The sequence below is a fragment of the Streptomyces sp. MNU76 genome, assembly GCF_020982545.1.
Taxonomy (GTDB): Bacteria; Actinomycetota; Actinomycetes; order Streptomycetales; family Streptomycetaceae; genus Streptomyces.
This window is the reverse complement of sequence record NZ_JAJKLK010000024.1, coordinates 382,394-404,336: the sequence shown is the minus strand read 5'-3', so window position 1 is coordinate 404,336 and position 21,943 is coordinate 382,394. Positions and strand designations below refer to the sequence as shown.

At 71.5% G+C, this 21,943-nt stretch carries 21 protein-coding genes and 5 pseudogenes; 15 read left to right on the top strand and 11 right to left on the bottom strand.

Going from position 1 to position 21,943, the window contains the following annotated elements; genetic code table 11:
- Nucleotides 1-99 precede the first annotated feature (99 nt).
- Nucleotides 100-546, top strand: coding sequence for a type II toxin-antitoxin system PemK/MazF family toxin (locus E4N62_RS40030; protein ID WP_230222621.1), 447 nt, complete (start codon nt 100-102; stop codon nt 544-546).
- A 52-nt stretch (nt 547-598) separates the two neighbouring features.
- Here the strand turns inward: E4N62_RS40030 and E4N62_RS40025 are convergent, their stop codons facing one another.
- Entirely contained in the window at nt 599-1,492 is an 894-nt protein-coding gene (locus E4N62_RS40025) for a TIGR02452 family protein (RefSeq protein ID WP_230222619.1), read from the bottom strand.
- A 307-nt stretch (nt 1,493-1,799) separates the two neighbouring features.
- Between E4N62_RS40025 and egtA the strand changes: the two genes are divergently transcribed.
- From egtA to E4N62_RS40000, 5 genes are all read left to right on the top strand, one after another.
- A complete protein-coding gene (gene egtA, locus E4N62_RS40020; protein WP_230222617.1) occupies nt 1,800-3,074 on the top strand; it encodes an ergothioneine biosynthesis glutamate--cysteine ligase EgtA in 1,275 nt (424 codons plus the stop codon).
- Nucleotides 3,071-4,417, top strand: coding sequence for an ergothioneine biosynthesis protein EgtB (gene egtB, locus E4N62_RS40015; RefSeq protein WP_230222615.1), 1,347 nt, complete (start codon nt 3,071-3,073; stop codon nt 4,415-4,417). Before egtA ends, egtB begins: the two co-directional genes overlap by 4 nt.
- A complete protein-coding gene (gene egtC, locus E4N62_RS40010; protein WP_184902411.1) occupies nt 4,417-5,226 on the top strand; it encodes an ergothioneine biosynthesis protein EgtC in 810 nt (269 codons plus the stop codon). Before egtB ends, egtC begins: the two co-directional genes overlap by 1 nt.
- The gene (gene egtD, locus E4N62_RS40005) at nt 5,223-6,185 is read left to right on the top strand and encodes an L-histidine N(alpha)-methyltransferase (RefSeq protein ID WP_230222613.1); all 963 of its coding nucleotides are present in this window, start codon (nt 5,223-5,225) and stop codon (nt 6,183-6,185) included. The genes egtC and egtD overlap by 4 nt, the downstream gene beginning before the upstream one ends.
- Nucleotides 6,186-6,485: 300 nt before the next feature.
- Nucleotides 6,486-6,701 carry a dodecin gene (locus E4N62_RS40000; RefSeq protein ID WP_230222611.1) on the top strand — a complete coding sequence of 72 codons (216 nt, stop codon included), beginning with the start codon at nt 6,486-6,488 and terminating at the stop codon, nt 6,699-6,701.
- A gap of 21 nt (nt 6,702-6,722) precedes the next feature.
- Here the strand turns inward: E4N62_RS40000 and E4N62_RS39995 are convergent, their stop codons facing one another.
- Nucleotides 6,723-7,211, bottom strand: a complete 489-nt coding sequence (locus E4N62_RS39995; protein WP_230222609.1) for an HAD family acid phosphatase — start codon at nt 7,209-7,211, stop codon at nt 6,723-6,725.
- A 143-nt stretch (nt 7,212-7,354) separates the two neighbouring features.
- Between E4N62_RS39995 and E4N62_RS39990 the strand changes: the two genes are divergently transcribed.
- A complete protein-coding gene (locus tag E4N62_RS39990) occupies nt 7,355-8,452 on the top strand; it encodes an FAD-dependent oxidoreductase (protein WP_230222607.1) in 1,098 nt (365 codons plus the stop codon).
- Between the two features lie 112 nt (nt 8,453-8,564).
- Here E4N62_RS39990 and E4N62_RS39985 read toward each other — a convergent pair whose 3' ends face one another.
- Nucleotides 8,565-9,074, bottom strand: coding sequence for a MarR family winged helix-turn-helix transcriptional regulator (locus tag E4N62_RS39985; protein WP_230222605.1), 510 nt, complete (start codon nt 9,072-9,074; stop codon nt 8,565-8,567).
- Nucleotides 9,075-9,158: 84 nt separating this feature from the next.
- Between E4N62_RS39985 and E4N62_RS39980 the strand changes: the two genes are divergently transcribed.
- Complete coding sequence (locus E4N62_RS39980; RefSeq protein WP_230222603.1) at nt 9,159-10,013, top strand: alpha/beta hydrolase fold domain-containing protein; 855 nt, start codon at nt 9,159-9,161, stop codon at nt 10,011-10,013.
- On the opposite strand, the pseudogene E4N62_RS39975 reads toward E4N62_RS39980, so the two are convergent.
- Nucleotides 10,006-10,299: pseudogene (locus tag E4N62_RS39975) on the bottom strand (PIG-L deacetylase family protein); the annotation flags it as partial. The gene E4N62_RS39980 and the pseudogene E4N62_RS39975 sit on opposite strands and share 8 nt — an antisense overlap.
- On the opposite strand from E4N62_RS39975, the gene E4N62_RS39970 reads away from it, so the two are divergent.
- Nucleotides 10,241-10,378, top strand: a complete 138-nt coding sequence (locus tag E4N62_RS39970) for a hypothetical protein (RefSeq protein WP_230222601.1) — start codon at nt 10,241-10,243, stop codon at nt 10,376-10,378. The pseudogene E4N62_RS39975 and the gene E4N62_RS39970 sit on opposite strands and share 59 nt — an antisense overlap.
- A 76-nt stretch (nt 10,379-10,454) precedes the next feature.
- Here E4N62_RS39970 and E4N62_RS39965 read toward each other — a convergent pair whose 3' ends face one another.
- Entirely contained in the window at nt 10,455-11,105 is a 651-nt protein-coding gene (locus tag E4N62_RS39965; RefSeq protein ID WP_230222599.1) for a GntR family transcriptional regulator, read from the bottom strand.
- Between the two features lie 181 nt (nt 11,106-11,286).
- On the opposite strand from E4N62_RS39965, the pseudogene E4N62_RS39960 reads away from it, so the two are divergent.
- Nucleotides 11,287-11,550, top strand: a pseudogene (locus E4N62_RS39960) (LysR family transcriptional regulator); the annotation flags it as partial.
- A gap of 4 nt (nt 11,551-11,554) precedes the next feature.
- On the opposite strand, the pseudogene E4N62_RS39955 reads toward E4N62_RS39960, so the two are convergent.
- Together E4N62_RS39955 and E4N62_RS39950 are read right to left on the bottom strand one after the other, a co-directional pair.
- Nucleotides 11,555-12,583 (bottom strand): annotated as a pseudogene (locus tag E4N62_RS39955) (hypothetical protein); the annotation flags it as partial.
- Entirely contained in the window at nt 12,580-14,304 is a 1,725-nt protein-coding gene (locus E4N62_RS39950; RefSeq protein ID WP_230222891.1) for an NAD(P)/FAD-dependent oxidoreductase, read from the bottom strand. The pseudogene E4N62_RS39955 and the gene E4N62_RS39950, both read right to left, overlap by 4 nt.
- On the opposite strand from E4N62_RS39950, the gene E4N62_RS48995 reads away from it, so the two are divergent.
- Nucleotides 14,251-14,514, top strand: a complete 264-nt coding sequence (locus E4N62_RS48995) for a hypothetical protein (protein WP_230222597.1) — start codon at nt 14,251-14,253, stop codon at nt 14,512-14,514. The two genes, E4N62_RS39950 and E4N62_RS48995, sit on opposite strands and share 54 nt — an antisense overlap.
- Nucleotides 14,515-14,649: 135 nt before the next feature.
- Here the strand turns inward: E4N62_RS48995 and E4N62_RS39940 are convergent.
- A pseudogene (locus E4N62_RS39940) lies at nt 14,650-15,045 on the bottom strand (response regulator transcription factor); the annotation flags it as partial.
- A 152-nt stretch (nt 15,046-15,197) separates the two neighbouring features.
- On the opposite strand from E4N62_RS39940, the gene E4N62_RS39935 reads away from it, so the two are divergent.
- The 3 genes from E4N62_RS39935 (at nt 15,198) to E4N62_RS39925 (ending at nt 18,022) form a co-directional block, all read left to right on the top strand.
- Entirely contained in the window at nt 15,198-15,965 is a 768-nt protein-coding gene (locus E4N62_RS39935) for an SDR family NAD(P)-dependent oxidoreductase (protein WP_230222595.1), read from the top strand.
- A 42-nt stretch (nt 15,966-16,007) separates the two neighbouring features.
- Nucleotides 16,008-16,262: a hypothetical protein gene (locus E4N62_RS39930; protein WP_230222592.1), complete on the top strand. Its 255-nt coding sequence runs from the start codon at nt 16,008-16,010 to the stop codon at nt 16,260-16,262.
- 290 nt (nt 16,263-16,552) lie between these two features.
- Nucleotides 16,553-18,022, top strand: a complete 1,470-nt coding sequence (locus E4N62_RS39925; protein WP_230222590.1) for a DUF1996 domain-containing protein — start codon at nt 16,553-16,555, stop codon at nt 18,020-18,022.
- Nucleotides 18,023-18,133: 111 nt separating this feature from the next.
- On the opposite strand, the pseudogene E4N62_RS39920 reads toward E4N62_RS39925, so the two are convergent.
- The 3 genes and pseudogenes from E4N62_RS39920 to E4N62_RS39910 form a co-directional block, all read right to left on the bottom strand.
- Nucleotides 18,134-18,232: pseudogene (locus E4N62_RS39920) on the bottom strand (DNA-binding response regulator); the annotation flags it as partial.
- 70 nt (nt 18,233-18,302) lie between these two features.
- Entirely contained in the window at nt 18,303-19,748 is a 1,446-nt protein-coding gene (locus E4N62_RS39915; RefSeq protein WP_230222588.1) for a cell wall metabolism sensor histidine kinase WalK, read from the bottom strand.
- Nucleotides 19,745-20,434, bottom strand: coding sequence for a response regulator transcription factor (locus E4N62_RS39910; protein ID WP_184902370.1), 690 nt, complete (start codon nt 20,432-20,434; stop codon nt 19,745-19,747). The genes E4N62_RS39915 and E4N62_RS39910 overlap by 4 nt, the downstream gene beginning before the upstream one ends.
- Nucleotides 20,435-20,581: 147 nt before the next feature.
- On the opposite strand from E4N62_RS39910, the gene E4N62_RS39905 reads away from it, so the two are divergent.
- Nucleotides 20,582-21,925, top strand: a complete 1,344-nt coding sequence (locus E4N62_RS39905; RefSeq protein ID WP_230222586.1) for a ferric reductase-like transmembrane domain-containing protein — start codon at nt 20,582-20,584, stop codon at nt 21,923-21,925.
- Nucleotides 21,926-21,943: the final 18 nt, after the last annotated feature.

Below are 21,943 nucleotides of genomic sequence, written 5' to 3'. Positions count from 1 at the left end.
GTGGCGGGGGGTGATCGCGCTCACGCGGCGGAGCCGCAGATCGACACGGACCCACGCCCCCGACGGGGCGCGGGTCCACGCTACGGCTAGCGTGAGGGCGTGACTTCCTTTGCCGAGCAGGACGTACCGGGGCGTTACGGGCCCTCCGCCACCACCGAAGCCGATCCCCGTGAGGTCGGGCGGGTGCGGACCGAGTACTCGCCCGCGTACGACGGGGACCCGGATCCCGGGGAGATCGTCTGGACGTGGGTGCCCTTCGAGGAGAACGACGGGCGGGGGAAGGACCGGCCCGTGCTGGTCGTGGCCCGGGAGCCCGGAGGGACCCTGCTCGCCGTGCAGTTGTCGAGCAAGCGGCACGACGGGGACCGGGAGTGGGTGCCGATCGGGAGCGGGCCGTGGGACCGGTCGGGGCGTGACTCGTGGGTGGCCGTGGACCGGGTGCTGCGGCTGCGCGAGGCGGGCATGCGGCGGGAGGCGTGCGCGCTGGACCGGATGCGGTTCAACTCCGTTGTGCAGCGGTTGCGGGAGCGGTACGGGTGGCGTTAGGTCGTGGGCCGGGTGCGGGTGGCGTTAGGTCGTGGGCCGGGTGCGGGTGGCGTTAGGTCGTGGGCCGGGTGCGGGTCGTGCGTGGCTGGTCGCACAGTTCCCCGCGCCCCTGGCGGGACGCGACTGTTGCGAACTCTCGTTCGAAGGCGACCCGGGTTGACGTTCCCCTCGTGCGGTCCAGGACGGCGAACACGACATGTGCGAAAGCACCGACGAAACGACCGCCGCCGTCCATGAGCAGCGCACGGAAGGCGGTGGCCACCTGAGTGGGGTCGTTGCCGAAGACGCCGCAGCCCCAGGCGCCCAGGACCAGGCGGCGGTAGCCGTGCGCCGCCGCCGTCTCCAGGACGCGCTCGGCGCGTACCGCGAGCGCGCGCGGGAGTTCGGGGGCTCGCTCCGGCGTCGTACGGCGGACGACCGACGCGTTCGGGGCGGCCGAGGTCAGGAAGCCGGTCGTGTACGGGGTGTCGAGGAAGGTTCCCCGGTCGTCCCGGAAGACGGGGACGGCGGGTGAGTGGATGACACGGTCCGTGTAGAAGGGATCGCGGTGGGTGCGGTGGTGGTCGTAGAAGGCACGGGCCTCACGGACGCAGGTGTAGAGGGCGGAGGCCCGGCAGAGGGCTTCCTCCTGGGCCTGGGCGCCGTTGAGATAGCCACCGCCGGGGTTGCGCGCGGAGGAGAAGTTGAGGACGGCCACGGGAGTGGCGCCGGTGGTCGTCAGGCGGTGGGCGGCCTCCAGGCTGCTCTCGCCCGTGACCTCGACGGTCGACGGCACGGGATCGACCGCCGGGACCGGCACCGGGGCCGGGCCGTACAGGCGGGTGGCGGACCGCGCGGCCTCGATCTCCGCCGCGAGGGAGACCTCGTGGCCGGCGGGGGCCCGGTAGCCGCCCGCCGCGACGATCCGCTCGGTCTCCTGTGCGATTCCACGCAGGCGGGCGCTCATCGCGTCACCCCGGTGTGTTCCGCGAGCGCCGCCCGCGCGTACTCCCCCGTCGTGCTCATGGGCGCATCCTGGGCGATGCTGGTGAGTGTCCGCAACGGAGTTTCCTCGCGTGAATGACCCGCTCGGGTACGGGAAGAGGTGCCAGGAGTCCCCGAAGACGGAGATCGCCGATCCGCATTGCCACGATGTGCCCCCTTGTGCGAAAGCGGCGCGAGGGTTTTGGGTGGGACGAGCGCTGCCGCTCCGGCCCCACCGGGCGGCGATCGGCGGCTTGGCTGACGAGATGGCATCTCAGGAGGATCCCGACATGTCAGATTCGACGAGTGGCTGTACGGAGCACCGCTCCCCGGTCACCGAGGCGGAGGTCGAGGCCCTGGTCCGGGGCATCTGCTTCAAGACCGGTCCACCCCGCACCCTCGGTGTCGAGCTGGAATGGCACGTCCACGAGCTGAGTGACCCACGGCTCCCGGCAACACCCGCACGACTCGAAGCGGCCTACGCCGCACTGCGGACCCTGACCCTGAACTCGCCCCTGACCGTCGAACCCGGCGGCCAGCTGGAGCTCAGCTCGGCACCGGCCGCCTCCCTGATGGAGTGCGTCGGGTCCGTCTCCGCCGACCTCACCGCCGTCCGCGCGACGCTGCGGGAGCTGGATCTCGGCATCAGCGGCTTCGGCCACGAACCCTGGAACCCCCCGGCCCGCTATCTCCACGAACCCCGCTACGACGCGATGGAGATCTATCTCGACCGCTTCGGACCCGAGGGACGGGCCATGATGTGCTCCTCCGCGTCGGTGCAGGTGTGTCTCGACGCCGGGTACGAGGAGCCGGGCCCCCTCGGTCACCAGCGGCGCTGGTGGTTGTCGCACCAGCTCGGCGCCGTCCTGGTGGCGGCGTTCGCGCACTCCCCGCTGGCGCGCGGCCGGGTCACCGGCTGGCGCTCGACCCGGCAGGCACTGTGGGCCGCCATGGACCCCGGCCGCACGGACGCGCCGTCGCTGGACGGCGACCCGCGCGAGGCGTGGGCCCGGCTGGTGCTGGACGCGCCCGTGATGTGCGTACGCGCCGACGAGGGCCCCTGGGGTGTCCCCGGAGCGATGACGTTCCGGGAGTGGACACGGTCCGACACCCCGCCGAGCCGGGCCGACCTCGACTACCACCTGACGACGCTGTTCCCGCCGGTGCGCCCGCGTGGCCACCTGGAGTTCCGGATGATCGACGCGCAGCCGGGCGAGGACGGGTGGATCGTGCCGCTCGCCGTGACGGCGGCGCTGTTCGAGGACCCGGCGGCCGCCGAGACCGCCTACCGGACCGTCAAGCCCCTCGCGGAGCGGGCCGGTTCGCAACCGCCACCGCGCAATCCGCTGTGGGAGGCGGCCGCCCGGGACGGGCTGACCGATCCGGAACTGCGGGAGGCGGCGGTCATCTGCTTCGCCGCGGCCGCGGAGGCGTTGCCCGGACTCGGGGCGAGCTCCGAGGTGCTGGACGCGGTCGCGGCGTACACCGACCGCTACGTGGCCCGGGGCCGCTGCCCCGCCGACGATCTGCTGGACCTGTTCCACGGGAAGGACCTCCCCGCATGACCGCACCCGAGACGCCGGCTCCGACGGCCGACGCCGACCCGGACATACTCCGGGAGCGCGCGCTGGCGGCGCTGACCACGGCCCGGGCCCGCACCGCGCTCCTCACCACCGCCGTCGACGAACCCGATCTCACCGCGCAGCACTCGCCGCTGATGTCGCCCCTGGTCTGGGACCTCGCCCACATCGGCAACCAGGAGGAGCTGTGGCTCCTGCGGAACGTCGCCGGACGGGAGGCGATGCGGCCCGAGATCGACGGGCTGTACGACGCCTTCGAGCACCCGCGCGCCGAGCGGCCCTCGCTGCCGCTGCTGCCGCCCGAGGAGGCCCGGCAGTATCTGCACGAGGTGCGCGGCCGTGCGCTGGACGTGCTGGAGAGCATCGACTTCCACGGCACCCGGCTCACCGACACGGGCTTCGCCTTCGGCATGATCGCCCAGCACGAACAGCAGCACGACGAGACGATGCTGATCACCCATCAGCTCCGCAAGGGGCCCGCCGTGCTGTCGGCGCCGGACCCGGAGCCGGTCCCGCTGTACACAGGGCCGTCCGAAGTCCTCGTACCCGGCGGGGAGTTCGTGATGGGCACCTCGACCGAGCCGTGGGCGCTGGACAACGAACGGCCGGCGCACCGGCGGGTCGTCCCGGCGTTCCACATCGACACCACACCGGTGACGAACGGCGCCTACCAGGCGTTCATCGAGGACGGCGGCTACGACGACGAGCGCTGGTGGACGGCCGAGGGCTGGGACCACATCCGCGCGCACGGCATCCACGCGCCGCTCTTCTGGCGGCGCGACGGTCGGCAGTGGCTGCGGCGGCGCTTCGGGGTCACCGAGGTCGTACCGGCCGACGAACCGGTGCTGCACGTGTGCTGGTACGAGGCCGACGCGTACGCCCGCTGGGCGGGGCGGCGGCTGCCGACGGAGGCCGAGTGGGAGAAGGCCGCCCGGCACGACCCGGTCACCGGCCGCTCCCGCCGTTACCCGTGGGGCGACGCCGATCCGGGGCCCGAGCACGCCAACCTGGGGCAGCGGCATCTGCGCCCGGCGCCGGCCGGCAGCTATCCGGCGGGCGAATCACCGCTGGGCGCACGGCAGTTGATCGGTGACGTGTGGGAGTGGACGTCGAGCGACTTCCTGCCCTACCCGGGGTTCACGGCGTTCCCGTACAAGGAGTACTCGGAGGTGTTCTTCGGCCCGGAGTACAAGGTGCTGCGCGGTGGCGCGTTCGCCGTGGACCCGGTGGCGTGCCGGGGGACATTCCGCAACTGGGACTACCCGATCCGGCGGCAGATCTTCAGCGGCTTCCGAACGGCGCGTGACGCCTCCCCGGAGGTCGTCTGATGTGTCGTCATCTCGCTTATCTCGGGCCGGAGTCGGCGCTGGGCAGGGTGCTGGTGGATCCGCCGCACAGCCTGTTCCGGCAGTCGTGGGCACCCCGGCGGCAGCGGCACGGGACGGTCAACGCCGATGGTTTCGGAGTCGGTTGGTACGCGGAGGGCGACCCGGTGCCGGGACGGTACCGCCGGTCGGGTCCCATCTGGGGGGACCTGTCCTTCACCGACCTCGCCCGGGTGGTCCGCTCCGGGGCGCTGCTGGCCGCCGTACGGGACGCCACGGTGCCCGGGGCGGACAACGAGGCCGCCGCGGCGCCGTACGCCGCCGGGCCCTGGCTGTTCAGCCACAACGGGGCGGTCGCCGGGTGGCCCCGGTCGCTCGGGCACCTCGCGGACGGTCTGCCCGCCGCGGAACTGCTGTCGATGGAGGCCCGCAACGACTCCGCGCTCGTGTGGGCGCTGGTCCTGAACCGGTTGCGCGCGGGCGACGAGGAGGGTCAGGCGCTGGCCGACACGGTCCTCGACGTCGCCCGGGCGGCGCCCGGCTCGCGGCTCAACCTGCTGCTCACCAACGGGGAGGCGATCGCCGCGACCGCCTGGGGCGACACCCTCTGGTACCTCGCCGAGCCCGGCCGCAGCACGGTCGTGGCGTCCGAGCCCTACGACGACGATCCGCACTGGGTGGAGGTTCCGGACCGCACGCTGCTGGCGGCGAGCCGTACGGACGTCCTGCTCACTCCGCTCAAGGAACTGGACGAACCCAGCAGTCCACACGACGAGTCCGCCTCCGCCGCACCGAAGGAGCCTTCCGCGTGAGCCCGTTCCTTCTCACCCGCACCCTGCCCGAGGACGCCACCGACGCGGCCCTGCGCGCCGATGTCCTGCAGGGCCTGACCCGCACCCCGAAGACGCTGCCGCCGAAGTGGTTCTACGACGCGCGCGGCAGTGAACTGTTCGAGCGGATCACCGAGTTGCCCGAGTACTACCCGACCCGTGCCGAGCGGGAGATCCTCGTCGGCCGGGCCGGTGAGATCGCGGCGGCGAGCGGGGCGCGCACCCTGGTCGAGCTGGGCTCCGGCTCCTCCGACAAGACCCGGCACCTGCTGGACGCGATGCCGGGCCTGCACACGTACGTGCCGGTCGACGTGAGCGAGAGCGCGCTGCGGCAGGCCGGCGAGGCGCTGGTCGCCGAGCAGCCGGGGCTGAACGTGCACGCCCTGATCGCCGACTTCACGGCCGGGCTCGCACTGCCCCCGACGCCGGGGCCGCGTCTGGTGGCGTTCCTGGGCGGCACGATCGGCAATCTGGTGCCCGTGGAGCGCGCCGCGTTCCTGGCCGCCGTACGGGCCCTGCTGGCGCCGGGGGACACGCTGCTGCTGGGTACGGACCTGGTCAAGGACGAGGCGGTGCTGGTCGCCGCGTACGACGACGCGGCCGGGGTGACGGCCGAGTTCAACAAGAACGTGCTCAACGTGGTGGACCGGGAGCTGGGGGCGGACTTCGACCCCGACGCGTTCGACCATGTCGCCCTCTGGAACGCGGAGTGCGAGTGGATCGAGATGCGGCTGCGGTCCCGGGCGGCGCAGACGGTGAAGATCCCTGCGCTGGACCTCGCGGTCGATTTCGAGGCCGGGGAGGAGCTGCGGACGGAGGTGTCCGCGAAGTTCAGGAGGGACGGGGTGCGGGCTGAACTGGCTTCTGTCGGGTTGGAGTTGACGCGGTGGTGGACGGATGAGGAGGGTCGGTTCGCGCTGTCGTTGAGTCGAGCGGGGTAGCGGGCGGCCGGGGGGTGCGTTGTCGGGTGCGGGTGAGTGGGGCTTCTCGCGCGGTTCCCCGCGCCCCTCAAAGATCCAGGCCCCGCGGCCCTGACAAGCGACCGGCGACGGGCCTGAAAAGCACGGGCGCAGCCCGTGCTTTCAGGGGCGCGGGGAACCGCGCGACCAGCCCCCGCCCACCCGCACCCCACAGCGCTCCCTTCCCCACTCCGCCTGCCTCGCGAACCGGCGGAGCCTGAGGCACCGTGGAGGGATGTGGCGCATCGGCCACCGGTGGAGCACGCGACAAGGAGAACCCGCATGACCGACCACGTGTACCGGGTCACCGAGATCGTCGGGAGTTCGGGCGAGAGCATCGACCACGCCATCCGCAACGGCGTCGCCCGCGCCGCCCAGACCCTGCGCAACCTCGACTGGTTCGAGGTGACGCAGGTCCGGGGGCACATCGAGGACGGGCAGATCGCGCACTACCAGGTCGGCCTCAAGGTCGGCTTCCGGCTGGACGACACCGACTGACCGACCGGGGCGGCCGGGCCCTCAGGTCCGGCCCTCCCGCTCCTGCGCCACCTTCAGCGCGGCGGAGGCCGCGGCCCAGCGCGCCCGTACGACCGTGAAGCCCGCCCGCTCCGCGTCCTCGCAGACCAGCTCGTCGTCGTCGACGAGGACGCGGATCTCACGGGTCCGGGCGAGTTCGCGGAGGATCTCCAGTTTGGTGCGGCGGGCGGGCCTGCGGTCGTTGTTGCGGCGCATCCAGATCCGCCCTTCCGGCAGCCCCTGCGCGGCCAACCAGTCCACGGTGTCACGGCGGCAGCGTTCGGGCCGCCCGGTCAGGTACACCACCTCGCACTCCTCCGCGCTCTCCCGCGCGAGCGCGACGCCCTCGGCCAGGGGCGGGTCCTGCGGGGCGGCGGCGAAGAACCTGTCCCAGTCGCGCGGGCTGCGCTCCAGGAACCGCTGCCGGTGCGCGGTGTCGGCGAGGGTGTTGTCCAGGTCGAAGACGGCGAGGGGCCGGTCGTTGTCGGTCACGGCACCAGCCTAGGCAGCCGTCGGCAGCCGCTGACTCGTGTCGTTCGTCGTCGCTTCACACAACAACCACGAACCCCGCCAGTAGCTTGAGGTTTCAAACGCTAGGGTCGTCATCTCCCCCCACCCAGCACAGGAGAATCGGCGTGCCTGACGGCGAAGTGATCGTGATCGGCGGCGGATACGGCGGCATCCGCCTCGCCAAACAGCTGGACGAGATAGCACGGGTCACCCTCGTGGACCGCAAGGAAGTCTTCTTCCACCGCATCGCCGCGCTGCGCGCGGGCGTGCGCGAGGCATGGACGACCACCCCCTTCATCCCCTACGACCGACTGCTGCGCCACGGCCGTGTGGTCGTGGGCAAAGCGGTCGACATCGACACCGGCGAGCGACAGGTGCGACTCGCCACGGGTGAGCTGCTGCCGTACGACGTGGTGGTGATCGCGACCGGTGCGGACTATCCCGAGCCGGCGCGTTTCCTGGGCACCACCACCGAGGAGGCGGGCAAGACGTTCGCCGCGCACCAGGAGAGCGTGGCCGCCGCCGAGCACGTCCTGATCGTCGGCGGCGGGCCCGGCGGCGTGGAACTCGCCGCCGAGATCCGGCTGGCCCGGCCGGACGCGCGGATCACCCTCGCGCACGCGGGACCGGAACTGCTCAGCTCCACCGGCAGCAAGTGGGCGGGACGACGAGCCCTGTCCTGGCTGGAGTCGCACGACGTCGAGGTGCGCCTCGACTCGTTCGTCTCCCAGGGACCCGACTTCGGCACGTACCGGGACGGCCGGGGCGGGCTCATCGAGGCGGACCTGTCGTTCTGGGCCAATGGCACCACCCCGAACACGCTCTGGCTGCGGCTGGCCGGGCACGGGGCGTGGCTGAACGCGGACGGGCAGGTCAAGGTCGACCGGATGCTGCGGGTCGACGGGCGGCTCGACGTGTTCGCGGTCGGGGACGTGAACGATGTGAGCGAGCTGAAGGTCTCGCCCGTCGCGTTCGCCCAGGCGGACCTCGCCACACACAACATCCGCGCCTACCTGGAGAGTTCGGGCAGGCACCGCAAGGAACCGCGACTGTACCGGCCGATCCGGCGGACCCCGCTGATCATTCCCTTCGGTTCGGCCGACGGGGTCACGCTGCTGCCGGTGCCGGGGGGTGAGACGGCCGTGCTGGGGGCTCGGACGTCGACGCTGGCGAAGGCGAAGACGTTGATGACGCCGTACGTGCGGAAGCAGTTGGGGTACTGAGGGAGTTGGGGCGCATTGGGGTGCGTTGTCGGGCGCGGGTGAATGAGGGCTTCTCGCGCAGTTCCCCGCGCCCCTGAAAAGCAGGGGCTGCGCCCCAATCCGCACCCCCGCCTCACTCGACCCGCGCCGCCTCCTGGTCCACCAGGTCGTTCGCGTGGGCGAGGAAGTCGTCGACCATCCGGTGGAAGAGGCCCGCGAGCTGCCGCAGTTCCTCCGGGGACCACTCGGACAGCGCCACCCGCATACCGCGGACGCCTGCCTCGCGGATGCGGCCTATGGCGTCCTGGCCGGCCGCCGTCAGCTCGATGCGCTGGGCCCGGCGGTCGTCGGGGTCCGGGACGCGGGTGACGTAGCCGGTCCTCTGGAGCTGCTGGACCTGGCGGGTGACGTGGGATGCCTCGACGCCGAGCCGGTTGGCCAACTCCCCCGGGCGCAACGGCTCGGAGTCGGCGATCTGCCGCAGCAGTGCCACGGCGGCACGGTCCAGCGGTACCCCGGCCAGGCTCATCAGGCGCTCGTGGGCCCGCGCCCGGGTACTGAGGTAGGTGATGCGGGTGAGTGCTCGCTCGATCTCGATCACTTCCGCCGAGGCGGGGTCGGAGGGTGGCGGTGATGGGGACATGGGAGCCACTGTACCATCTCGTTGCCTGACTCAAGTAAATTCATCGCACGGGTAGCCCCCGCTCCCCCGTCCGAACGGAGCCGCATGTCCCTTCTCGCCCGCCCGGCGGTGGCGTCCTTCGCGGCCAAGGCGATGCAGCGTGTCTCGGCGGCGGCGAGCCGCCGGGCCGGTGGGCGGGGCTCCGCCGCCGAGTGGCGCGCCCGCCCTCCCGAGTACGCCTGCGCCTCCCGCGAGTTGACGGTCCCCACCGCGTACGGCCCGGCCCGTGCCGTGCTGTACCTGCCGGCCGGTGAGGGCATCTCTCCCCCGCCGGTCCACGTCAACTTCCACGGCGGCGGCTACGTCCTGCCCCAGATCGAGCTGGACGACGCGCTGTGCCGGTGCATAGCCGTCGAGGCGGGCGCGGCCGTGCTCAACGTGGACTACGTGGTCGCCCCGCAGCACCCGTTCCCGGCACCGCCCCGGCAGGCGTACGAGATCGTGCGCTGGGTGGCCGGACACGGGGGCGAGCACGGCTGGGACGGCGACCGGCCCTCGGTGGGCGGCCAGAGCGCGGGCGGCGGCCTCGCGGCGGCGGTGGCCCGTCAGGCCCTGGAGGAGAAAGGCCCCTCGATCGCGCTCCAGGTCCTGCACTATCCGCCGCTGGACCTCGCCACCGGCGCCCGCGACAAGCGGGCCGCGATCGCCCGGCCGATGCTGCGGCCGTGGAAGGCCGCGTACGCCGCGCCGCCTGAGGGCGGTGGCGAAGAGTTCGCCGAACATGCCGTCCGTGGAGGGCGAGGTGGTGGTGACGACGCTCGAAGAAGAACACCGGCGGGGCTCCGATGGTCTCGCCCTCGGCCGGGTAGCCGATGGCCTGGGCGAGGACCCGGGCGTCCAGGGCCATGCGGGAGGCGGCCGGGTGGTCGCCGTTGTAGGGGTCCTCCAGGGGGTGGGTGAGGACGACGTCCGGCTGGGCCGCGCGGTAGACGGTGACCAGCCGGTCGGTGAGGTCCGGGGTGCCGGTCAGCGGGTAGTCGCCGGCGTCGAAGAAGACGATCCCGGCGCCGAGGGTCGCGGCGGCCTTCTCGGCCTCCTCGCGGCGGATCGCCTTGATCTCGTCGAGGGTCCGGCCCTCGCGCCAGGCCTTGGCGGACTCGCCGCGCTCACCGAAGGTGAGACAGGCGATGGTGACCCGCTCCCCGCGCGAGGCCGCCAGGGCGATGGCGCCGCCGGCCCTCCACACGAAGTCCCCCGCGTGCGCGGTGATGACGAGTGTCGATCGTGGTGGGGCGGCGTCGGACGTCGTGCCGTCGGTCATCTGATGGTCTCCCTGGTGGACGGAACGGACAGGCCGATCAGGCCTGCCGGCCCACCCCGGAGCGCACGGGAGGCGGCACGCTATTCGCGCAGCGCGGCGATCACCCTCGTGAGGTGGGCGCGGACGGCCTCCTCGGCCGCCCGCGGGTCCCTCGCCGTGATCGTCTCGATCATGGCCAGGTGTTCACCCAGGGAGTGCTGGGGCCGTCCCGGCCGCAGCGCGAGCTGGAAGCGGTGGCGGACCAGCTGGGCGTTGAGCCGTTCCAGCAGTTCCACGGCCACCCGCTGGCCGGAGATCTCCCGGATGCGGGCATGCAGCCGCTGGTTCAGCTCGGAGTACGTCACCGGCTCTCCGTCGGCCACGGCCTTGGTCATCGCCGTGCCGATGTCGGCCAGTTCGGCCAGCTCGTCGTCGGTGGCCACGGTGGCCGCCTTCGCCGCGCACAGCCCTTCCAGCGCCATGCGGCACTCGCTGATGGCGACCGCTTCCTCCACGGTCACCACCCGCACCCGCGAGCCGCGGTTGCGGATGCGCTCGACCAGCCCTTCGGCCTCCAGATCGATCAGTGCCGCGCGGATGCTGGCCCGTGTCACACCGAACTGCTCGGCGAGTTCGTTCTCCACCAGCCGTTGGGCCGGTGCCATCTCGCCGCGCAGGATCGCCTGCCGCAGCTTCGCCAGCGCGAGCTGTTTGGCCTGCTCCCCGGTGCCCGGACGGGCTTCCTCCTGCATCGCGCCCTCCCTGAGTGAGTGCCTGTTCGAACGTAAATCCAGGCCAACAAAATTGTCAACAATTCTGTTCTCACAGGGTCTCCACGGGTCGGTGGGCCTGCGCGGCAGCCCGCACCGGCAGCAGCACGGCCGAGGGGTGCTCCGGGCGGCTGGAGAATGGATGACACGAAAGACCTCGGTGATGCGGCGTCCAGCGTCCGCCGTCGGGAAGGTGGAGCTGCGGCAGCTGCGCTGTCTCGTGGCGATCGTCGACGAGGGCACCTTCACCGATGCCGCCATCGCGCTGGACGTCAGCCGGGCGGCGGTCTCCCGCACCCTTGCCTCGCTCGAACGGGCCCTGGGGGTACGGCTGTTGCGGCGGACCTCACGCGAGGTGACGCCCACGCCGACCGGGCTGCGGGTGGTGTCGCAGGCGCGGCGGGTCCTCGGCGAGGTCGACGACCTCGGTGCGTCGTCACTCCGCCGGGCCCGGCCGTCGGACGGGCGCCGACCGGCTCGCCCTCGTCGGTCGCCGCCGGGCTCGCGAGCCGGTAGTGGTCGGCGGCGTAGACCGTGCCGCCGAGGTCGACGGTCACGCCGTAGGGGCCGTCGAGACCGCGGCGCACGATCTCGCGGGTGCGGCCGTCGGGGTGCATCTCCGTGACGCCGCCGCTGGCGTAGCTGGAGACGAACATACGGTTCTCGGCGTCGAACGCCGCGTTGTCCAGGCCCTTCAGCCCGCTGGTGACGAGCGTGCGGACACCGGAACCGTGCAGGTCGACGCGGGTGACGATGCCCTCGACACCCCGGGAGAGGACGTGCAGGACACCGCCCCGGTCGAAGCGGACCGCGACCGGCTCGTGCACGTCCTCGGCGACCACCTCGGGCGTCCCCCCGTCCGGCGGGATCCGCCAGACCTGCCCGGTGATCATGTGCGGGTAGTAGAGGTGCCCGTCCGGGCCGAGCTGCATCGCGTTGCCGAGGGCCAGGCCCTCGGTGAGCACGACCGGGTCGCCGCCGTCCGGGAACAGCTCCAGCAGCCGGCCGTTGGGCTTCATCTCGTTGACGAAGAGCCGGTCGCCGACGCAGGTGATGCCGTTGGGGTTCGTGATGTCGTCGGAGACGAGGTGGTACTCCCCCGCCGGGTTCCGCCGCCACACCCGGCCCGGGACCAGGTCGGCGATGTACATCGAGCCGTCGGCGCCGAAGGCGAGGTCGTCGGGCGACTGCACGGGACCGTCCATCGGGACGACGACGTCCACGTCCCCGGTCGCCGGGTCGACGGCGCTGATCTGTCCCGCGAGGAACTGCGCGACGTACAGGCGCCCGTCGGGGCCGAAGGCGACGCCGTTGGAACCCCACAGCGGGTTGGGCGGGTTGAGCCGCCGCGTCTCCCAACGGGCGCTGGCGGTACGGAGTTGGCCGCTCGCGTCGTACCGGTTGGGCCGCTCGCCCCCGTGCTCTCCCGGGCTGGTCGTGTCTCCTCCCGCCCGCGTCACTCGGCGCCCACGAGCACGTCGTCGAAGCCGCCGTCCGCACGCCACCGCCGGAGCAGTTCGTGGAAGGCGACGGGTCCGTCGCCGTACGACTCGCTGCGCTCCCTGGGCCGGCCCTCGTTGTTGTAGTAGCCGGGGGTGCACTCCGCCTGGAACTTGTACAGGTCGGCGGCCTTCTCGCGGATGGTGGCGACCCAGGCGTCCTGGGCCTCGGCGCTCGGCTCCACGTACCGGGCGCGGCGCCTGCGGGCCTCGGCGACGACCTCGCCCACATGGATCGACTGCTGGTCGAGGATGTGGACGTAGTTGACGGCGCTGGCGTTCTGCAGCGGGCCGAGCTGGAAGAGGTTGGGGAAGCCATGGCTGTAGAAGCCGTGGAGGGTCTTCGGGCCGGTCGTCATCCAGGTCTCCAGCAGGCCGACGCCGTCCCGGCCGTACGCGGGGAGGCGGCCGGAGAGCAGACCCGAGACACCGACCTCGAAGCCGGTGGCGAAGATGACGCAGTCCACCTCGTACTCGACCCCGCCGACGACCACGGCCTTCTCGGTGATCCGCTCGACGCCGTGTGTGTCGGCCGTGTCGACGAGGGTGACGTTGGGCCGGTTGAAGGTCTGGAGGTAGTGGTCGCTGAAGGTGGGCCGCTTGCACATGTAGCGGTACCAGGGCTTCAGCTTCTCGGCGGTCTCCGGGTCCTCGACGATGGTCGCCACGCGGTCGCGCAGCTCGTTCATCTTCTGGAAGTCGGCGATCTCGTAGGCCCGTTCCCGCTCGTCCGGCGGGACGTCGTCGTACGCGTCGGTCGGGATCAGCTTCTCCTGGAGGCGGGCGCTGCTGGTCCAGGCGTCGTTCACCAGGTCCGTCCCGGCCCGGACGCCGGTGACGGTCTTCAGGAAGTTGTCCATGCGCGCGGCCTGCCAGCCGGGGGCCAGCGTCCTCGCCCACTCCGGGTCGGTGGGCCCGTTGCCGCGGACGTCCACCGTGGAGGGGGTGCGCTGGAAGACGTAGAGGTGGGCCGCGTCGGCCCCCAGGTGCGGGACGACCTGGATGGCGGTGGCGCCGGTGCCGATGACGGCCACGCGCTTGTCGGCGAGGCCGGTGAGACCGCCGTTCGCGTCGCCGCCGGTGTAGTCGTAGTCCCAGCGGCTGGTGTGGAAGGTGTGGCCCTTGAAGGTCTCGATGCCGGGGATGCCGGGAAGTTTGGGCCGGCTGAGCGTGCCGCTGGAGACGACCACGTACCGGGCGCGCATGCGGTCGCCCCGGTCGGTGGAGACGATCCACTCCAACTCGGTCTCGTCCCAGCGCAGTTCGGTGGCGACCGTCTGGAAGGCGGCGTCCCGGTAGAGGTCGAAGTGGCGGCCGATCGCCCGGGAGTGCTGCCGGATCTCCTCGCCCGGGGCGTACTTCCACCGCGGGACGTAGCCCAGCTCTTCGAGCAGCGGCAGATAGATGTACGACTCGATGTCGCAGTGGATGCCGGGGTAGCGGTTCCAGTACCAGGTGCCGCCGAAGTCGCTGCCCTTCTCGATCACCCGGATCGACTCGACGCCCGCCTGGCGCAGTCTGGCCCCGGCGAGCAGCCCGCCGAAGCCGCCGCCGACGACGACCGCCTCGACCCGGTCGGTCAGCGGCTCGCGGGTGAACTCCCCGTCGGCGTACGGGTCGTCGTCGTAGTGCCCGAACTCGCCGGCGATCCGCTGGTACTGCCGGCCGCCGTCCGGACGGATCCGGCGTTCACGCTCGGCGCGGTAGCGGGCGCGGAGGGCGTCCGGGTCGAAGCCGAGGGCCTCGAAGCCGAGTTCCTCGGGGTCGAGGAACAGGGGGCCGGAGGGAGTGGGGTGGACATCGGGGTCCTCTCTGCGGTCCGTGGACGTGTGTGGTGGTGCGGTCGCCCGCGCGCTGCCGTCGTGACGCCTGTGGTGCGGACGTCGTCGTGACGTGTGCGGTGACGTGCGTGAGCCGTGGTGTCAGGCCTGTCGACGGTGTCGCAGCCAGGCGGCCTGGCCGCCGTCGACGAGCAGGTCCGTGCCGGTGATGTAACGCGCTTCGGGGCCGATGAGGAAGGCCACGGCGATCTGCTCCTTCGACAGCACCTTGCGCGCGTTGACGAGGAGGTAGCGCAGGAGGCGGTACTCGGCCGGCGTGAGGTTCAACGCCCGGCCCGCCCGCAGGGCCTGACAGGCGGCGTCGTCCAGGATCAGGTCCCGATAGGCGAGTTCACCGTTCCGGCGGACCGGTTTCCGGCCCCGGAGCAGCACCTGGGCGCGGGCCAGGACCTCGGCGATGCGGAAGGGTTTGGTGACGTAGTCCTGTTCCCCGAGGCCGACTTCCGGGAGGAGCCGGCCGAGGGTGTCGTACCGGGCCAGGAACAGGACGGGCGGGCGGTGCGCCAGGGGGCGGCGTTCCCGGCCGAGGCCCTCCAGGTCCGGCAGGGCGAGGTCGAACACGACGAGGTCGAAGGCCATTCCGGTCGGGCTCCTTCCTCACGGGAGGGCGGGGTGTCGTGGGACAGCAGCCTACCGCTCTCGTTGCTTGACTCAAGTAAGCCCCACGTGCTTGCCTCACTCAAGCAAGGCGAGGAGCAGCCGGGCGATCGACTCACCCATGAAAGAGGGATTCCATGAGCAGTGACGGTCTCGACGGCCGCGGTGTCGTCGTCACGGGCGCCGGTTCCGGCATCGGGCGCGCGGCGGCCCTGAAGTTCGCCGCGGCGGGTGCGAAGGTACTGGTCGCCGACATCGCCGAGAAGGCCGCCGGGGAGACCGTCGAGGCGATCACGACGGTCGGCGGCAGCGCCGTCGCGGTCGTCGGCGATCTCAGTGACCAGGTGGTCGTGGACCGGGTCGTCGCGCGTGCCGTGGAGACCTTCGGCGGGCTGGACGTCCTGGTGAACAACGCCGGGATCATGGACCGGATGTCCGCCCTCGCCGATGTCGACGACAGCGAGTGGGAGCGGGTGATCCGGGTCAACCTGACCGCGCCGTTCCTGCTCACCCGGGCCGCCCTGCCGCACATGCTGAAGGCGGGACGCGGCGCGATCGTCTTCACCGCGTCCGAGGCGGGACTGCGCGGCAGCGCGGCCGGTGCCGCGTACACGGCGTCGAAGCACGGTGTCGTCGGCCTGGTGAAGAGCCTGTCGGTGATGTACCGCAAGCAGGGCATCCGGGCCAACGCGATAGCCCCCGGCCCGACGTTGACCAACATCCAGGTCGACGCCGACCAGCAGGCGCACGGCCCGGCGGTCATCGGCGGGCTGATCGGCGCCACCATCGGCCGGCTCGGCACGGCCGAGGAACAGGCCGACGCCATCGTCTTCCTCGCCTCCGACGCGGCCGCCTTCGTCAACGGCGTGGTACTGCCCGTCGACGACGCCTGGGCCGCCGTCTGACGGCCGGCGTCCCGCCCCCTCGACACGGCCGGGGCGCCGGCCGTGTTCAACACCGTGGCGAGCCCGGCCAAGGGGGCGCGAAGCCGGTCATGGTCGCCGTGCAGAAGTAAGGGGTCGGAGATCGACCTCGGCGGCATGCTCCGCAGTGGGCCGACCCTGATCGCCTCCCAGGGCTACCCCACCGAGATCTTCGAGGTCGCCCCCGAGATCGTCGAGCACCACGAGCGCTTCGCCCGGCTCATCAGCCACCGCGCGCCCGCCACCGACGTCGCCCCCGGGCCTTCGGGCCGGCGCTGACGCAGGGGCGGCGGAGAAGACGGTCGTGACGTTCGACGAGTAGAGATCGACGGTCCCAAGGGACGGGGGCCTGCCGCCGGTTGCCGCCGGGCGGCAGGCCCCTGCCGTCTCTCCGCGTCCTACGAGCCGCCAACTCGGTCCGGATTGAGTGCACATGAGCGCTTCACGCCTGGAGGATCCTCCGGATCCGAGGATCCGCTGAGTGTTCCGTGTACCCCTTACGTAGATAAGCACGCGCATGACCCGTGCCGGATGTCCCGCCGGCTCCGGAGTTGTCCTTGAGAGGCAAGATGAGACGCAACACGCGAAAGAGATCGAACACCGCCCGCCGAGCGGTGGGTGCGGCAGCCGCTGTGGCCATCGGCGCCGGCGGACTGGTGGCGGTCAACATCTACGCCTCGGCAGGCGAGACCGGCGCATCCAAGGGCTCCGCCCAGAACCAGGTGCTCGCGGCCGGAACGTCCACCATCGACTGTCCTGACGTGGGCCAGAAGCTGACGTCGGTGCCGGCCCAGGCGAAGGCTCAGGTCGACAGGGAACTGGCCCTGCTCGACAAGCAGATCTCCGAGGCGTACCAGCGCCTCTCCACCTCGCAGCGGGCCATTCAGCAGGACCCCAACTTCGCGCAGAACGCGATCGTGAATCCTCTGAAGGACAAGCGGAAGGCGACGATCGACCGGATCGCCATCGCCATCGGCCGGGTGGCGGCCAAGCCGCAGGGCCTCGACGCCCTGGCGGCGTGCACACTGCGCCCCACCGGCAACCAGCCCGCTCCCGCCCCGAGCGGCGGCGCCAACCAAGGTGGCAACCAGGGGGGCAACAACCCCAATGCCGGTGTGGCCGGCAACGGTCCCGTCGCCGCCGACTTCGTGGACATCACCAAGGTGAGGCCCAACGTCCGCACGCCCGCCCGGTCGGCGAGAGCGTCGAAGGGCGTCTTCGTCACCCAGTGCGGCGTGAACGCCAACAAGCTGTACAACAGCGACAACGTCATCGTCGCGCCGGGTGTCACCAACGGTGCGCACCACATGCACGACTACATCGGCAACCAGGACAACGACGCCTTCTCCAGCGACCAGGACTTCGCCAAGGCGGGGACCAGCTGCCGGAACAAGGGCGACAAGTCGTCGTACTACTGGCCGGTGCTGCGGCTCCAGGACGGCACCAAGGAGTTCGACGCCGCCCTGCAGGGCGGCGGTGCCGAGGGCAACACGGGCCGGATCCTGACGGCCAAGAAGGCCACCCTGAACTTCGTGGGCAGCCCCCGCGGCAAGGTGGTGGCGATGCCCAAGTTCCTGCGCATCATCACCGGTGACGCCAAGGCGTTCGTCAACGGAAACGCCAACGCCAACGCGTCCTGGAGCTGCACCGGCTTCGAGAACAAGGTGCAGCTGAAGGACAAGTACCCGCTCTGCCCCTCGGGCAGCGACGTGGTGCGCACCTTCAAGTTCCAGAGCTGCTGGGACGGCAAGAACATCGACAGCGCCAACCACCGCACGCACGTGGCCTTCGCCGACGCGAACGGCAAGTGCCAGGCCGGGTTCAAGGCCATCCCGCAGCTCGTGCAGCGGCTGGTGTACGACGTGGACGCGCCCAGCGTGAAGGACAACGGCAAGACCCGTCCGTTCTACTCGCTGGACGGTTTCCCCGAGCAGCAGCACAAGCCGGTCACCGATCACGGTGACTTCATCAACGTCTTCGACAAGAAGCTGATGAACAAGGCGGTGCAGTGCATCAACACCGGACGTAAGTGCAGCTGAGTCCGGTTCGGCAGGAGTGGGTAGCAGGGGCGTCGTCCTGGCTGACGGCGCCCCTGCTTGTTGTTCAGACGCCGGCACGGCCAGCACCCTGCGGTGGCCGCTGTCGCCGGTGGGCAGGCCGGAGAGCCGTCGGCGGGCCTCCAGCGCGGCGCGCAGCCCCTCGTCGCGGAAGCCGGGCGGCATCCGGACGTCCAGGACGGCGAGGTCCGGAACGCCATCTCGACGGCCACACCCAACTGAGCGTGGCCCGGCCGTCCTGGCGGCGCTAGGGGGTACCGGCCTACGCCCCCGCTCCTGCCAGGGGCAGCCGGACCGTGAACGTGGTCGTGCCCGGCTCGCTGGTCAGGGTGATGGTGCCGCCGTGGGCGCGGACCAGGGAGTGGGCCACGGCGAGGCCCAGGCCGCTGCCGCCCCGGTCGCGGCTGCGGGCCTTGTCGACGCGGTAGAAGCGGTCGAACACGCGCTCCTGGTCGTCGGCCGGGATACCGGGCCCCGAGTCGGTGATCCGTACCTCGGCCGTGCCGGACGCCACGGCAACCTCCAGGGAGACCTTCGTACCGGACGGGGTGTGCACGGCGGCGTTGGTGAGGAGGTTGTCGAGGACCTGCCGCAGGCGAAGGGGGTCGAGGCGCAGCCGGACCGGTGCGGCGCCCGTGGCCACGGTCAGCTGATGGTCGGGGTGCCCGGCCCGGAAGCCGTCCGCCGCCTGACGCGCGAGTTCCACCAGGTCGGCCTCCTCCAGCCGCAGCGGGGTCTCCACGTCGGCCGCGTCGAGACGGGCCAGCATCAGCAGGTCGTCCAGGAGGACACCCATCCGGGCCGCCTCGGCGCGCAGCCGGGCCAGGTGCTTGTCGCGTTCCTCGGGGCTGTGGGCGGCGGCGTACTGGAAGAGGTCGGCGTAGCCGCGGACCGACATCAGCGGGGTGCGCAGTTCGTGGGAGGCGTCGGCGACGAAGCGGCGCAGGCGTTGTTCGGCCTCGGTGCGCACGGCGAGCGCGTCGTCGATGTGCTCCAGCATGGTGTTGAAGGCGGTGCGCAGCTCCTCGACCTCGTGGCCGCCGTCGCGGTTGTCGTGGCGCACCGGCAGCCGTGCCGAGTCCGTCAGGTCGTGCGAGGTGATGCCGCGGGCGGTGTGCGCCATGTCGCTCAGGGGTTTCAGCCCGCGCCGCAGCATGGCCCGGCCGAAGACGACGAGCGCCATCAGGGCGAGGGCGAAGGTGACGACCTGGACGGTGATCAGCCGGCCGACCGTGTCATCGATGACGTCCATGGGCGCGGCGCTGACCAGGACCACCCCGGGCTCCACCTCGCAGGCCCGCAGCCGGTACTGGCCGTGGCCCTCGAGGTGCTCGGTGCGGGTGACCTCCGTGCCCTCGATGGTCAGTGCCTTGGCCACGAGGGTGAAGTCGTCGATGTCGTCGGGCAGGTCGCCGGGGTCCTCGGGCTTCCGGAGGACCGGGGTGCCGTCCGAGGTGTCGTACACGGCGTAGTACCAGCGGTAGTACTTCTTCCCGGCGAGGGTGCCGTCGTCCGCGATGCTCTTGGACTGGGCTATCTGGGCGATCTTGAGCTGCTCGTTGAGCTGCGCGGACAGATAGTCGCGCATGTACATGGTCAGCGTGTTGCCGACGACGGCGAACACGACGAGCGCCAGGGCGCCGAGGCCGAGGGCCAGTCGGGTGCCGAGGCGCATGTCGCGATAGCTCTGCCGGAATCGGGCGATCACTCGCCGGCCTGCCGCAGGACGTAGCCGAATCCCCGGACGGTGTGGATGAGCGGTTCGCCGGTGTCGTCGAGCTTGCGGCGCAGTCGGCTGACGACCAGCTCGACGACGTTGGAGCGGCCGCCGAAGCCGTACTCCCAGACGTGGTCGAGGATCTGCGCCTTGGTGAGGACCGTCGGGGACTTGCGCATGAGGTAGCGCAGGACCTCGTACTCGGTGGGCGTGAGGGTGAGCAGCTTGTCGCCGCGGCGGACCTCGCGGGTGTCCTCGTCCATCGTCAGGTCGGCGACCTGGAGCACCGATCGCTGGAAGGCCGGCCCGGCGCTGCGGCGCAGCACGGTGCGCAGCCGGGCCATCAGCTCCTCCACGGCGAACGGTTTCACCAGGTAGTCGTCGCCGCCTCGGGTGAGGCCGGCGACCCGGTCGGCGACACCGTCGCGGGCGGTCAGGAACACCACGGGCACCATCATCCCGGATCGGCGGAGCCGGTCCAGCACGCCGAAACCGTCCACACCGGGCAGCATGAGGTCCAGCACCACGATGTCGGGACGGAACTCGGCCGCCTGTCGCAGCGCCTCCTCCCCGGAGTGCGCCGTGACGGCGTCCCAGCCCTCGTAGCGGGCGACGGTGGCCACCAGGTCCGCGATCGGCGGGTCGTCGTCCACCACGAGCAGTCGCACTTTTTCCACGTGCTCATACTGCGCTACCGATCGCGTCCCGCCATAGCCGCTCACAGTCAGGCGGCCGATCGATAAATACTTGAAAGTTGTCCGACAGCAAAACGACAGCAGCCACCGGAGAAGCTCGTATCCCCCACTCGATCAAGGAGTCTCCCCGTGACCACTGTCCAACACCCCCCAGCGGCGGTCAGCCGCTCGGGAGCGCGCCCCAAAGTGGTCGCCCGCACCGGTCTGTACGCGGTGCTGGCGGCGAACGTCGCCGTGGTGACCTTCTTCTTCGTGCAGGCGGGCTTCGCCTCGAACGCCCTCATCGTGCTGGGCCGCCTGGCCGGTCTGTACGGTGCGCTGCTGATGGCCTTCCAGCTGGTGCTGGTGGCACGGCTGCCCTGGTTCGACCGGCGCATCGGCATGGACCGGCTGACCTCCTGGCACCGCTGGACCGGCTTCTCGGTGCTGTGGCTGCTGGTCGCGCACGGGGTGTTCATCACCTTCGGCTACGCCCAGTCCTCGGACCTGGACCCGCTCAGCCAGCTGGTGGACCTCGCCGAGACGGTCGAGGGCGTGCTGCGCTCGATCGTCGCGCTCGGCATCATCATCGTGATCGGCGTGGTCTCGGCCCGCTTCGCCCGCCGCAGGCTGGCCTACGAGACCTGGCACTTCATCCACCTGTACACCTACGTCGCGGTGGTGCTGGCCTTCACGCACCAGGTCGCGGCGGGGACGTCGTTCGCGTCGTCGAAGGTCGCGACGGCGTACTGGTACGGGCTCTGGGGCGTGGCCCTGACCTCCGTGTTCGTGGGCCGTCTTGTGCTCCCGCTGTGGCGCAACTGGCGTCACCAGCTCCGCGTCACGGCGGTCGTCCCCGAGGCCGACAACGTCGTCTCGATCTACATGAGCGGCCGCGACCTGCACCGGATGCCCGCCCGGGCCGGCCAGTTCTTCCTGTGGCGGTTCCTGACCCGTGACCGCTGGTGGCAGGCCAACCCGTTCTCGCTGTCGGCCGCGCCGGACGGCACCCAGCTGCGGCTCACCGCCAAGGCGGCCGGCGCGGGCTCCGCCGCCCTGCGCCACGTCAAGGTCGGCACCCGCGTCTTCGCCGAGGGCCCCTACGGCGCCTTCACCACGATGCACCGCACCCGGCCCGAGTCCGTGCTCATCGCCGGCGGTGTCGGTGTCACCCCGATCCGGGCCCTGCTGGAGGAGATCGAGGGGCACGCGGTGGTCATCTACCGGGTCGCCACCCAGCAGGACGCGGTCCTCTACGACGAGTTGCAGCGGCTCGCCTTCGACAAGGGCGCCGAGCTGCACCTGGTCTCCGGTCCCGCCAGCCCCGATCTGCTCGCCCCGCGCGAGCTGCTGCGGATGGTGCCCGACATCGCCGACCGGGACGTGTTCCTGTGCGGGCCGCCGCCGATGATGAACGCGGTCCTGGGCAGCCTGCGCGAGCTGGACGTGCCCAGGCCGCAGATCCACTTCGAACGCTTCAGCCTGGCCGGCTGAGGGACACCGGGACACGAG

Bases quoted from the DNA above. Each gene is read 5' to 3' on its own strand.
- E4N62_RS39980 (WP_230222603.1), top strand. From the start codon at position 9,159: ATGTCCCTTCTCGCCCGCCCGGCGGTGGCGTCCTTCGCGGCCAAGGCG.
- E4N62_RS40025 (WP_230222619.1), bottom strand. From the start codon at position 1,492: ATGAGCGCCCGCCTGCGTGGAATCGCACAGGAGACCGAGCGGATCGTC.
- egtA (WP_230222617.1), top strand. From the start codon at position 1,800: ATGTCAGATTCGACGAGTGGCTGTACGGAGCACCGCTCCCCGGTCACC.
- E4N62_RS39935 (WP_230222595.1), top strand. From the start codon at position 15,198: ATGAGCAGTGACGGTCTCGACGGCCGCGGTGTCGTCGTCACGGGCGCC.
- E4N62_RS39925 (WP_230222590.1), top strand. From the start codon at position 16,553: ATGAGACGCAACACGCGAAAGAGATCGAACACCGCCCGCCGAGCGGTG.
- E4N62_RS39965 (WP_230222599.1), bottom strand. From the start codon at position 11,105: ATGCAGGAGGAAGCCCGTCCGGGCACCGGGGAGCAGGCCAAACAGCTC.
- E4N62_RS39985 (WP_230222605.1), bottom strand. From the start codon at position 9,074: ATGTCCCCATCACCGCCACCCTCCGACCCCGCCTCGGCGGAAGTGATC.
- E4N62_RS40000 (WP_230222611.1), top strand. From the start codon at position 6,486: ATGACCGACCACGTGTACCGGGTCACCGAGATCGTCGGGAGTTCGGGC.
- egtC (WP_184902411.1), top strand. From the start codon at position 4,417: ATGTGTCGTCATCTCGCTTATCTCGGGCCGGAGTCGGCGCTGGGCAGG.
- E4N62_RS39970 (WP_230222601.1), top strand. From the start codon at position 10,241: ATGGTGACCCGCTCCCCGCGCGAGGCCGCCAGGGCGATGGCGCCGCCG.
- egtB (WP_230222615.1), top strand. From the start codon at position 3,071: ATGACCGCACCCGAGACGCCGGCTCCGACGGCCGACGCCGACCCGGAC.